Genomic DNA, 12165 nt, shown 5'->3' with positions numbered 1-12165 from the left:
GTCAACGCAAGGGTGCGCCTTATGAAGACATTCGACCAAGACCCGACAGATCCCGCGTTTGTTCAGAACCCTTATGCCTATTATGCTGAGGCGCGGGCGCAAGGCCCGCTGCTGTTCTGGCAGCAGTACAAAATGCCCGCAGCGTTCACACATGAGGCGGTGCACACCATCTTACGCGACCGCCGGTTTGGGCGCGAAGTTCCCACTGAGATGGCAATTCAAGGGCCCGATCATCTGGCCCCATGGCTCAAGGTCGAGGCCCACTCTTTGCTAGAAGCGGAACCACCGCGCCATTCCCGTTTGCGGGCTTTGATCCTGCGGGCGTTTACATCACGCACAATCACAGCCCTCACGCCGGATATCGAAACCCTGTGTCACCAGTTAATTGATCGCTTTCCCGATCAGCCCTTTGATCTGCTGAATGCCTATTGCACTCAGGTCCCGGTGATCACTATCTGTCGCCTTCTAGGGGTGCCTGAAAAGATGGCGCCGGAATTGCTCCGTTGGTCACATGACATGGTTGCCATGTATCAAGCCAACCGAACCCGCCAGACCGAAGACACTGCCGCCAAATCCTCAGCGGAATTCACCGCATTTCTAACGGAATACATCACACCACGTCGGACCGATCCCCGCGATGATCTGATTACGCGATTGATTGCAGCCGAGGAAGAAGGCACCAAGCTGTCGACTGATGAACTGATCGGCACCTGCATCCTTGTATTGAACGCCGGTCACGAAGCCACTGTCCATGCCCTGTCAAATGGGGTCAAAACCCTATTGCAGACCAAAACCCAATCGCACCTGTTTAATCCTGAAACATTAGACACCACTGTCGAAGAGATTTTGCGGCATGATCCCCCACTGCACATGTTCACACGCTATGCCTATGAAGAACTTACCCTTTTCGGCCACCATTTCTATCGTGGCGACCAAGTTGCGCTGTTGCTTGGGGCGGCCAATCATGACCCTACCGTGTGGGGCGCCCCGGATCAGTTTACCCCAACACGTCCGATCCAAACCAATACCAGTTTCGGGGGTGGCCTGCATTTCTGTGTTGGCGCACCTTTGGCACGTCTGGAAATGCGCGTCGCCCTTCCGATCTTGTTTGAGCGATGCCCCAATCTGCGCCTATTCGAGCAGCCGCAGTATTCCGATACCTATCACTTTCACGGTCTGTCGAACTTGATTGTCCAAACCTGAAAAAACCAAAGGGGGCCGCCGCCCCCAATTTTTTACAGCGGCAGCATCGTAGTCGATTTGATCTCTTCCATCGATAGCAGCGCGGTCACGTTGTGTACGCGCACTTCGGAAATCAACGCCTGATAGAACGCATCATAAGCGCGGGCGTTCTTAACACGGACCTTTAGAATATAGTCGATATCCCCAGCCAGTCGGTGGGCTTCCTGCACTTCGGGGCGATCTCGCAATGCCTTAAGGAATGCGTTTTGCCATTCCGCCTCGTGTTCCGAGGTGCGGATCAAGACAAAGAAACAGGCCTCGTATCCAAGCGCCTCGGCGTCCAGGACCACGGTCTGCTGACCGATCACCCCAGCGGCGCGCAATTTACGGATGCGATTCCAAACTGGGGTCTTTGAACTGCCGACTTGACCGGCAATTTCATCCAAAGACTGGCTCGCGTCGCGTTGCAGCTCTGCCAAAATTTTCCGATCCGTATCGTCTATTCGTACAGACATTCTAGTTTCTTCCTTCTTTCGAGACTGGTGTTCCACTTTATTCAAAAACCGGAACAAACATCCTTATCTTCTCCTGCATATAGCAGTTTGTAGGGAATATTTCCTATATTGAAGGTCAAGTCAAACACCACCGGGGGCCGCAATGCCTGATCAATTCACCACCACTGCACAGCCTATGCCAGGCCATGTCGACTTTGTCGGCGCCGGTCCTGGTGATCCAGACCTGCTGACACTCAAGGCCATGCGTGCCTTTGAAGCTGCGGACATCGTGATGCACGACCGCTTGATCAGTCAGGACATTCTGGATGTGGCCTGTCAGACGGCAACATTGGTTGATGTAGGCAAGGCAGGCTTTGGTCCTTCTTGGAAACAAGAAGATATTGATGCCCTGCTGGTCGAATACGCTTTGACTGGTGCACGTGTTGTGCGCCTGAAATCCGGAGACCCCACCGTATTTGGTCGTCTGGATGAAGAAATCGACGCGGTCCAAGCCGCTGACATCTCGTGGGCAATCGTTCCCGGCATTACCGCAGCCTCTGCGGCAGTGGCGTCGATCGGCCAAAGCCTGACGCGCCGGGGTCGCAATTCTTCGGTTCGGTTCCTGACCGGCCACGACATGCAAGGCTTTGCAGATCACGACTGGGCTGCGCTCGCGCAAGGCGGCGAAGTTGCGGCCATCTATATGGGCAAGAAATCTGCACGTTTTGTTCAGGGCCGACTGATAATGCACGGCGCCGACCGCGCGACGCCCATCACTTTGGTTGAAAACGCATCCCGTCCAAACCAGCGTATTTTGGCGACATCTCTTGAGAACTTGCCTGTTGACCTTACTGCGGCCGAACTGAACGGCCCCGCCCTGACCTTTTACGGCCTTGCGCCCCGCGATGCGGCGCAGGCTCTGACCGAATTCAAGAAGGAACTCGCATAATGGCCCGTGCTTTCACTCCTAAAGTCGTCACCGCAAATCATCTTCTCGAAGGTGACGTGATCTATCTGACCGCAACGGATGACTGGTCCCGCACCTTGTCCGAGGCCGAAGTCATCACTGATGAAGCCCACGCACAGGTGCGCCTGCTCGATGCCGAACGTCAGGCCAACATCATCGTTGGCGCGTATTTGGCCGATGTTGCCCTTGGTTCAACTGGCCCGGAACCGACCCATTTCCGTGAAGATTTCCGGCGCACTGGTCCGTCGAATTATTTCCACGGCAAACAAGAACTCCCCCCGCAGCCCCAGACCTGAGCCTAGATCTGCCCAAGATCGCTCTTCCCATTCCAAGGCCCTGAAATCTGGGGCTGCAACAAGGACAGCAAAACCATGTACCGCTACTCCGAGTTTGATACCGAATTCCTTGCCGAACGTAACGCCCAGTTCCGCGCCCAAGTGGATCGTCGCATCGACGGATCTTTGACCGAGGACGAATTCAAACCCCTGCGCCTGATGAACGGCGTATACCTGCAACTGCACGCCTATATGCTGCGGGTTGCGATTCCCTATGGCACGCTCAGCAGCGACCAGATGCGCCAGCTGGCTTTGCTGGCCGAAAAGTGGGACCGGGGCTATGGCCACTTCACCACCCGTCAGAACATCCAGTACAACTGGCCGAAACTGAACGATATTCCGGATATGCTGGACTCGCTGGCCGAGGTCGGCATGCATGCGATCCAAACATCAGGCAACACCATCCGCAACGTGACAGCGGATCACTTCGCCGGCGCTGCTGCGGACGAAGTCGCCGATCCACGCCCCTATGCAGAACTGTTGCGCCAATGGTCCACCGACCACCCGGAATTCCAGTTCATGCCGCGCAAATTCAAGATCGCGATCACCGGTGCGGAAAATGATCGCGCCGTGATCAAAGCGCATGACATCGGCCTGCAATTGATTGAGCGTGACGGTGTTCTAGGCGCCAAAGTCATCGTGGGCGGTGGTCTCGGCCGTACGCCTATGATCGGCAAAACACTCAGCGAATATGTCGCCTTTGACGATCTGCTGGCATATCTGGAATCGACCGTGTCGGTCTGGAACCAAATCGGTCGCCGTGACAACAAATATAAGGCGCGCATCAAGATCACTGTGCATGAGCATGGCATCGACGCCATTCGTGCCAAGGTCAACGAACGGTTCCTGCAGGTGCGCCCACAGTTCAAAGGCGCTGATATGGCCCTGTTGGAAGAGATCAAAGGCCACTTTGCTCCGCCAACGTTCCGTGAAGCATCGGTTGCGTCGTTCGAAAGCGCCTACACCAATGATCCGGTGTTCCGCTCTTGGGTCGATACTAACATCTCCGCACACAAAGATGCCGATCATGCAATCGTCACGATTTCGATCAAGAAACATGGCCAAACACCCGGCGATGCAACGGCGGATCAGATGCGGGCTATGGCCGATCTGGCGCAAGAATTCGGCTATGACGAACTGCGCATCAGCCACGAGCAGAACGTGATCTTGCCGCATGTCCACAAATCGGACCTGCCCGCGATCCATGCGCGTCTAAAAGAGCACGAGTTGGCCACCGCCAACATCGGGTTGATTTCGGACATCATCGCCTGCCCCGGCATGGATTATTGCGCGCTGGCCACAGCCCGTTCGATTCCTGTCGCCCAGAAAATCGCGACGCGCTTTGACGAATTGAAGCTCGAGCACGACATTGGCGAGATGAAGATCAAAATCTCGGGTTGTATCAACGCATGTGGTCACCACCATGTTGGCCACATCGGTATCCTGGGCTTGGATCGCGCTGGCGTTGAGAACTACCAGATCACTCTGGGTGGGGATGCGACCGAAACGGCCGCTGTTGGTGAACGCGCAGGCCCCGGTTTCTCGTATGACGAGATTGTTCCGGCCATCGAACGCCTAGTACTTGCCTATTTGGACGTGCGCAACAGCGAAGAGGAAACCTTCCTCGAGAGCTATCGTCGTCTAGGTCTGGCCCCGTTCAAGGCTGCCCTTTACCCTGAGGCCCAGGCCGATGCCGCTTGATGAAATCCAAACCGAGCTGGGAGCGGATCGTCAGGAACTGACCAACAAGGTCGACCTTTTGAACGCCCGCTTCCGCCACCACAGCGCCACCGATGTCATGCACGGAGCGCTGGAGGAGGCAGGCGATATCGCATTGGTCTCAAGCTTTGGGGCTGAATCGGTAGTATTGCTGCATATGGCGGCTGTGATCGACAAATCGACCCCGGTGCTGTTTGTCGACACGCAAATGCTATTTGCAGAGACGCTTGTTTATCAGCAAGATGTCAGCGAACGTCTGGGCCTGAAAAACCTGCGCATCATTCGCGCAGATCAAGACGACATTGACCGCGACGACCCTTATGGTGCGCTCAATTCACACGACACCGACGCCTGCTGCATGTTGCGCAAAACCTTGCCGTTGCAGCGCGCGTTGTCCGGCTATGACGGTTGGATCACCGGGCGTAAGCGGTTCCAGTCCGGCACCCGTTCAGAGCTAAACTTCTTTGAGGTTGAGGACGGCACCGGGCGGATCAAGGTGAACCCGCTTGCCCATTGGGCCCCCGATGACGTGCGTGCCTATATGGAAGAAAACCGCCTACCCCGGCATCCGATGGTGGCCAAAGGCTATCCTTCGATCGGCTGTGCGCCCTGCACCTCGCCTGTCAAAGAAGGCGAAGATCCCCGCGCTGGACGCTGGCGCAACGAAACCAAAGAAGAATGCGGCATTCATTTCGTCGATGGCAAAATGGTGCGTGTTGGAGCAAAAACATGAATGTAGTTGTAAATGACGAGGGCTTTCAGCCCGATGACTGGACCGATGGCTTTGTAACCCTAGACGATGCCGCCAACGATGTCGTCGCGTTGGATGTGCCTTCGGACACAGACCCAGATGATCTGAGCGAACGTTTGGGCAACGCCCACATGGTGCGCGTTGATTTCCCATCCTTCGCGGATGGGCGCGGCTTCACGATCGCGCGTACCCTACGCTTGAAAGGCTACACTGGCCGTTTGCGCGCTAAAGGTCACGTTCTGGCGGATCAATATGCGATGGCGCGTCGCGCCGGTTTCGACGAAGTTGAGATCGATGGCATCTTGGCCGAACGTCAGCCCGAGGACCAATGGGTTGCCCGCGCCGATTGGAAAGCCCACAACTATCAAGCCCGCCTGCGCGGATAATCCTGCGTCCTTGCCAGCAATTGAACCAAAGGGGGCTATTTGCCCCCTTTTCCTGACTTGTATCAAAGATTAATCAGAGGTGTCGGTTAAACAACCGGCAGTGCAACCGATGACAGAGATGAAATCCGTGACCGAAGCCACCAAAACTGCCGCCGCCGTAAAGGCGCCCGTTCTCCCCGATGCTCAGACTGTGACCGAGGTCAAACATTGGACCGACAGCCTGTTCTCGTTCCGCGTATCGCGCCCCGCCTCGCTGCGGTTCCGGTCTGGTGAATTTGTCATGATCGGCTTGTTGGGCGACAATGGCAAACCGCTGCTGCGTGCCTATTCCATCGCTTCCCCCAGTTGGGACGAAGAACTCGAATTCTATTCGATCAAAGTTCAGAACGGCCCTTTGACGTCGAAACTGCAGCACATCAATGTGGGCGACCAGATTATCCTGCGCCCCAAACCGGTTGGCACGCTGGTGCATGACGCCCTGCTGCCCGGCAAACGTCTTTGGTTTTTTGCCACTGGCACTGGCTTTGCGCCTTTTGCCTCGCTGCTGCGTGAACCCCAGACCTATGAAGATTATGACGAGATCGTCATCACCCACACCTGCCGCGAAGTGGGCGAGTTGGAATATGGCCGTCAGTTGATCGAAAACATCAAACAAGACGAAATGTTGGCCGAGCTGATGGGCGAAGGGTTCCACGAAAAGATCCGCTACTACCCAACCACGACGCGTGAAGACAGCCCCAAGATGGGCCGGATCACTGATCTGTTGAAAGACGGCACCGTTTTCAAAGATCTGGGCATTGCCCCAATCAACCCTGAAACCGATCGCGGTATGGTTTGCGGATCCCTGGAATTCAACAAAGATATCAAAGTTATCCTTGAAGACTTTGGTCTGCGCGAAGGTGCAAATTCCGAACCCAAGGAATTTGTGATCGAAAAGGCCTTTGTTGGCTGATCCAGCAAAGATTTAGAAACAAAAAACCGCGCCAGAATTCTGGCGCGGTTTTCTTTTTTGGGTAGAACTATCTGCTGATCGAAATCAGTTTCCAGTCACCGCATCTTTTGCAGCATCGGTTGCCGCATCCGTTGCGGCATCAGTGGCCGCGTCGGTCGCAGCATCTGTGGCCGCGTCAGTTGCAGCATCTGTGGCCGCGTCAGTTGCAGCATCTGTGGCGGCATCGGTTGCAGCCTGAGTCGCATCGTTCAAAGCGTCTGTTGCCGCTTTGGCAGCGCTGTCCATTGCGTCTGTTGCTGCTTTGCTGGCGCTATCTACGGCGTCTGCCGCGGCTGTGCTTGCAGCATCGGTTGCGCTCTCGACAGCCGAAGATGCAGCCTCGCCCGCTTCGGTGGCAGCGGCTGCGGCTTTGGCGGCTGCTTCTTCAGCCATTTTCTTAGCTTCTTCAGCAGCTGCGGCAGCGGCGGCCTCTGCGTCAGCTGCGGCATCAGCAGCCGCCTTTTCAGCAGCTTCCTTGGCAGCGGCAGCGGCCTCAGCAGCGGCCTCTGATACATCTGCGGCTGCTTCACTGGCTGCTTCCGAGGTTTCTTCTACGGCATCACTTACCGCGTCTTTAACTTTGTCCATCGCACCCTCAACCGTGGGGGCTTCTTCGGCTTGATTCATCCAAACATACCCACCTGCAGCGGCGGCAACGACGATCAATACTGCTATCAGAGTTTTCATCTTTTATTATCCTTTTTGCAAAGGCGGCCCCTAGATGGCCGTCTTGAGTGTCAAATGAGGGAGCACAACCAGGATCACAAGGGGGAAAGTTGTACGAAAATCCGCTAATAAGGGGCAATTTCACCTTGAATCACCTTAGCATGAAAGTTACGTTTCGCGCTCATCGAATTTAACGATCAAAGGAATGAGTCCATAGCTCGCAGACCTCACAATGCGCCGCCACAACGTGACACCGGCCCGCGCGTCAATGAAAAAATCCGTGCCAATGAAATCCGCCTAATCGGCGCCGATGGTGAAAACGTCGGTGTTGTTACGCCGTCACGCGCCATGCAAATGGCCGATGAGGCTGGCTTGGATCTTGTTGAAATCTCGCCCAATGCCGCTCCTCCGGTCTGTAAGATCATGGACTTCGGCAAGTTCAAATATGAACAGCAGAAACGCGAGAGCGAAGCACGCAAAAAGCAAAAGATCATTGAGGTGAAAGAGGTCAAGTTCCGGCCCAACACCGACACCAATGATTACGATGTGAAAATGCGTAATGTGTACAAGTTCCTGGAAAACGGCGACAAGGTCAAAGTGACTCTGCGTTTCCGTGGCCGTGAAATGGCTCACCAGAACCTTGGTCGTGAACTGCTGGAGCGTGTCGCAAGCGACATCAAGGAACACGGCAAGATCGAAAACATGCCTAAAATGGAAGGCCGCCAGATGATCATGATGATCGGCCCTCTTCCACAAAAATAAGATCTGATTTCAGATCTGAGAACGCGCCTCGTTTCCCTCGGAACGGGGCGTTTTCTGTCTTGCTCCCAGAAAATCATTTGGTTTCAAACATTTTCTTGCCTAAGCTGTTCGGTGAAACAACCGGGGAGAGACCGGATGAAGACCCGTAACTATTCAGCGGTACTGTTGTGTGCATTTCTGGCTGCGCACCCTCTGGCTGCGCAAGATACGTCAACAACAGCAGTCACAACTGAAGCAACTCAGGAAGCAGACAGCAAACCTGCAGAAGAGGTAACGCTTCTGACCCCTGACGAATTGCAAAAGCTTGTCGCGCCTGTCGCACTCTACCCTGATACCTTGCTGATACAGGTTCTTGTGGCTGCGACGTTTCCCCTTGAAGTGATCAAGGCCGACCGATTTGTTCAGGACAACAAAGACAAAGACGCCGAAACCCTGAAAGCCGAGATCGAGACACAGGGCTGGGATGAAAGCGTTACGGTTCTCGCGACCGCCTTCCCTGATGTTTTGACGGATATGGCCGTTCATGTGGAATGGACCGAAACCATGGGCACGGTCATGCTGGCCCAAGACGACGATGTCATGGCAGCGGTGCAAGACATGCGCAAGATCGCAGCCGATGCCGGGACTTTGGCCAGCGGCGATGAGCAAACCGTTGAAGTGACCCAGGACGCCGGTGATGAAACCATCATCATTCAACCGACCAACCCCGAAGTCGTCTATGTGCCCCAATATGATCCCGAGGTGGTTTATGTCGACAGCAACGACTCGGACGCCGGGGATGCGCTTGCGACCGGGCTGATCGCCTTTGGTACGGTCGCACTGATTGCGGAAATCTTTGATGATGACGACGATTGGTACGGCTATTGGGGCTGCCATAACTGTGGCGGGTGGAACGGGCGTCCAATCATCCACAATCCGGATATCGACATTGATATCGATGGGGATGTGAACATTGGCGATCGCGACAACATCGGCTGGAAGCCGGATGATGACCGCCGTGACAAAGCCCGCGACGAAATCGGCAATCGCCGAGGTCAGGATGGGGTTACAACGATGCCAGTAGGCAAACCAGACCGAGGCGATGAAATGCGTCAACGTTTGTCCAAAGAAACCGGAGCCGCCGATATTTCGCGCCCCGGAGCCGCAAAAGATCTAGAACGGGCTAAGAAGGCCGGTGCCCAACGCCCAGGCGGCTTGCCTGCTGACGCGCGGAAAGATGCCGTAGATCGCACCCGTGCCAAAGCGCCTGCCGCTGCCCCTAAAGCGAAAGCCAAAGCACAGGCGAAACCTCGCCCCAAAGCGGCCTCTAACCCCGCCAAGGCGCGTCCGGCACCGCGCAAGCAAGGCAGCCACTCAGGAGGAGGTGCCATGCATCAGCGCGCTTCAGGTGCACGCGCCCAAGCGGGCGGCGCACGAGGTCGCGCATCTGGTGGTGGAAGAGGACGGAGATAAGCCATGTATCGAACAATGAAACACACACTTGCCGCCCTAGCTCTGCTTGCAGCCACGCCCGCCACTTCCGCAGAGGAACCTGCCACCTACCCAGCACCACAAGACGCGCTTGAGGCGATGATGCAGGCGCTTTCCACACAAGACACCCCCGACCTATTGACTGTGTTTGGCACCGATGCTGAACCTTTGCTGTCTTCTGGCAACCCTGACCGGGATAAGATCAACCGGCTCGAAATCCTTGTACTCGTTCAAAATGGGTATCGGTTTCAACCTGGTGAAGATGGCAAAACGACCCTGTTGCTAGGGGTGGACAGCTGGCCCTTTCCGATCCCACTGCACCGCACCGAACAAGGGTGGTCCTTTGACATTGAGGCCGGTGCCAACGAAGTACACACCCGGCGAATAGGGTTAAACGAGCTCGACACGATCGAAACCCTGCACGCCTATGTGGATATTCAGGCGGAATACCGCCTTGTGGATCATGACGGCGATGGGGTAATGGAATTCGCCCGCGCCTTGCTGTCCTCTCCGGGTCGGCAAGACGGCCTGTTTTGGGGACGCGCCGACAGCCCATTGGGGGAACGTATCGCACTTGCTTCGCTTGACGGGTACAATGACGGTGACGCGGATCAAGACCCCGAACCCTTTGGCGGGTATTATTACCGGATCCTACAGGGTCAAGGTGACGCGGCACCCGGTGGCGCTATGGACTATCTGATAAACGATCAAATGGTAGCGGGTCATGCTATGCTTGCGGTCCCATCGGACTATGGCAACAGCGGTATCACCAGCTTTCTGGTTGCTGAAAACGGCACCGTTTACGAAGCTGATCTGGGTGAAGATACCCTTGATATTGCACAGGCGATCATACTGTTTGATCCCGGTTCAGAATGGTCAAAGCAGCAATAACCGCTCAAAGGTAACTCTTTGATGAAGGTAATACTTGACCGGAACGTATCTCCCGCCGACCATAGCGTTGCCGGGAGATAGTCACGACAATATTCAAAATACCAAGATTTTTTCCTGTCTCCGGCCTATTTGAATGGGAGGACTCAGAATGAATTTACGACCCGATCCGACATTTCACCCCTCACCCAAGCTGGCGATGGAAGCCCCAGTGGAAACGCTGGCCTTTACGCTGATGCTGAGCCCGGATTTTTCACAACCCGATGGGCTGGCTGTGGTGAATGTAGATCCGTCATCAGATGATTACGGCAAGATCGTGCACAAGGTCATGATGCCCAACACAGGCGATGAATTCCATCATTTCGGTTGGAATGCCTGTTCTTCTGCTTTGTCCCCCCTAACCGGCCACGCCTTTCTTGAGCGGCGTTATCTGATCATTCCAGGCATCCGGTCCTCGCGAATTTATGTGATCGACGTCAAGGATCCGCTGGATGCCAAAATCCACAAGATTATCGAACCCGAGGAGGTCTTTGCCAAAACCGGCTATTCCCGCCCCCACACCATCCATTGTGGTCCCGAAGGCATCTATGTCTCGACGCTTGGCGGTGGTGGCGAGGATGGAACAGACGGCCCGCCCGGAATTTTCATCATGGATTGCGAAACCTTTGAAATCATCGGCCGCTATGAAATGGACAGGGGATTGCAGGACAAGCACTATGATTTCTGGTGGAACCTGCCTCGGGATTACATGGTCAGTTCAGAATGGGGCCTGCCACCACAATTCGAAAACGGGATCGTCGCCGAAGATCTGCTGAGCAATAAATACGGTCATTCAATCCATTTCTGGGACCTGCGGGCGCGCAAGAACGTACAAACCATTGATCTGGGTGAAAATCACCAGATGGCGTTGGAAATTCGCCCCGCCCATGATCCGGTCAAACAATATGGATTCTGTGGGGTTGTGGTTGATACCACCAACCTGCAAGGCGCGATCTTTACTTGGTGGCGCAATGAGGATGGTACATTTGAAGCTAAGAAAACCATTACAATAGACCCGCAGCCTGCTGATCCTGATGATCTGCCCGACCTGCTCAAAGGGTTCTCAGCCGTGCCACCCCTGGTCACGGACATCGACCTAAGCCTTGACGACAAATTCTTGTACGTCGCGTGCTGGGGCACCGGTGAAATGCACCAATACGATGTATCCGATCCGATGAACCCGGTTCTGGCTGGCAAGGTCGAAATCGGCGGAATCGTCAAAAAGACCAAACATCCCAATGGACAGACCTTTGGATATGGACCCCAGATGGTTGAGATCAGCCGAGATGGCAAACGGGTCTATTGGACCAATTCGCTCTATTCGACATGGGATGATCAGTTCTATCCGGGCGAAGGTGGTGCCGCAATGGTTATGGCCAATGTTGGTGCGGATGGCGGTCTGACACTGGATGAGCAATTTTGGGTCGAATTCCCCGATGGCTACCGCAGCCACCAGATCCGGCTCGAAGGGGGCGACTGTTCAACCGACAGCTTCTGCTACCCTTCCGTCTAATC

Annotated in this window: 13 protein-coding genes; 11 read left to right on the top strand and 2 right to left on the bottom strand. The window is 55.1% G+C overall.

Annotated features, from left to right (window positions below; all coding sequences use genetic code 11):
- Positions 1-21 precede the first annotated feature (21 nt).
- Positions 22-1203, top strand: a complete 1182-nt coding sequence (locus ABWV33_RS10270) for a cytochrome P450 (RefSeq protein WP_353330551.1) — start codon at positions 22-24, stop codon at positions 1201-1203.
- A gap of 32 nt (positions 1204-1235) precedes the next feature.
- On the opposite strand, the gene ABWV33_RS10265 is transcribed toward ABWV33_RS10270, so the two are convergent.
- Complete coding sequence (locus ABWV33_RS10265) at positions 1236-1697, bottom strand: Lrp/AsnC family transcriptional regulator (RefSeq protein ID WP_121996965.1); 462 nt, start codon at positions 1695-1697, stop codon at positions 1236-1238.
- A gap of 142 nt (positions 1698-1839) precedes the next feature.
- On the opposite strand from ABWV33_RS10265, the gene cobA reads away from it, so the two are divergent.
- The 6 genes from cobA to ABWV33_RS10235 all read left to right on the top strand — a co-directional run bounded on the left by cobA (position 1840) and on the right by ABWV33_RS10235 (position 6786).
- A complete protein-coding gene (gene cobA / locus ABWV33_RS10260) occupies positions 1840-2625 on the top strand; it encodes a uroporphyrinogen-III C-methyltransferase (RefSeq protein ID WP_353330549.1) in 786 nt (261 codons plus the stop codon).
- Positions 2625-2939 carry a DUF2849 domain-containing protein gene (locus ABWV33_RS10255; RefSeq protein WP_353330547.1) on the top strand — a complete coding sequence of 105 codons (315 nt, stop codon included), beginning with the start codon at positions 2625-2627 and terminating at the stop codon, positions 2937-2939. Before cobA ends, ABWV33_RS10255 begins: the two co-directional genes overlap by 1 nt.
- 75 nt (positions 2940-3014) lie before the next feature.
- A complete protein-coding gene (locus ABWV33_RS10250) occupies positions 3015-4679 on the top strand; it encodes a nitrite/sulfite reductase (protein ID WP_353330545.1) in 1665 nt (554 codons plus the stop codon).
- The gene (locus ABWV33_RS10245) at positions 4669-5430 is read left to right on the top strand and encodes a phosphoadenylyl-sulfate reductase (RefSeq protein WP_113824543.1); all 762 of its coding nucleotides are present in this window, start codon (positions 4669-4671) and stop codon (positions 5428-5430) included. The genes ABWV33_RS10250 and ABWV33_RS10245 overlap by 11 nt, the downstream gene beginning before the upstream one ends.
- Positions 5427-5834, top strand: coding sequence for a DUF934 domain-containing protein (locus ABWV33_RS10240; protein ID WP_353330543.1), 408 nt, complete (start codon positions 5427-5429; stop codon positions 5832-5834). Before ABWV33_RS10245 ends, ABWV33_RS10240 begins: the two co-directional genes overlap by 4 nt.
- A gap of 109 nt (positions 5835-5943) precedes the next feature.
- Positions 5944-6786 (top strand): ferredoxin--NADP reductase, encoded by an 843-nt coding sequence (locus ABWV33_RS10235; protein ID WP_113824545.1) that lies wholly within the window; start codon positions 5944-5946, stop codon positions 6784-6786.
- Positions 6787-6870: 84 nt separating this feature from the next.
- Here the strand turns inward: ABWV33_RS10235 and ABWV33_RS10230 are convergent, their stop codons facing one another.
- A complete protein-coding gene (locus tag ABWV33_RS10230) occupies positions 6871-7512 on the bottom strand; it encodes a hypothetical protein (protein ID WP_353330541.1) in 642 nt (213 codons plus the stop codon).
- A gap of 162 nt (positions 7513-7674) precedes the next feature.
- Here ABWV33_RS10230 and infC point away from each other — a divergent pair, with 162 nt between their 5' ends.
- The 4 genes from infC to ABWV33_RS10210 all read left to right on the top strand — a co-directional run bounded on the left by infC (position 7675) and on the right by ABWV33_RS10210 (position 12163).
- Positions 7675-8253 (top strand): translation initiation factor IF-3, encoded by a 579-nt coding sequence (infC, locus tag ABWV33_RS10225; protein ID WP_162930607.1) that lies wholly within the window; start codon positions 7675-7677, stop codon positions 8251-8253.
- A 135-nt stretch (positions 8254-8388) separates the two neighbouring features.
- Complete coding sequence (locus ABWV33_RS10220) at positions 8389-9705, top strand: DUF3300 domain-containing protein (RefSeq protein ID WP_353330539.1); 1317 nt, start codon at positions 8389-8391, stop codon at positions 9703-9705.
- A gap of 3 nt (positions 9706-9708) precedes the next feature.
- A complete protein-coding gene (locus ABWV33_RS10215) occupies positions 9709-10614 on the top strand; it encodes a DUF2950 domain-containing protein (RefSeq protein ID WP_353330537.1) in 906 nt (301 codons plus the stop codon).
- Between the two features lie 148 nt (positions 10615-10762).
- Positions 10763-12163, top strand: a complete 1401-nt coding sequence (locus ABWV33_RS10210; RefSeq protein ID WP_113824550.1) for a selenium-binding protein SBP56-related protein — start codon at positions 10763-10765, stop codon at positions 12161-12163.
- Positions 12164-12165: the final 2 nt, after the last annotated feature.

This window comes from Phaeobacter sp. NW0010-22 (assembly GCF_040365955.1).
Lineage (GTDB): Bacteria > Pseudomonadota > Alphaproteobacteria > Rhodobacterales > Rhodobacteraceae > OMPR01.
The sequence above is the reverse complement of the archived record's forward strand: the minus strand, read 5'-3'. Positions and strand labels throughout refer to the sequence as shown.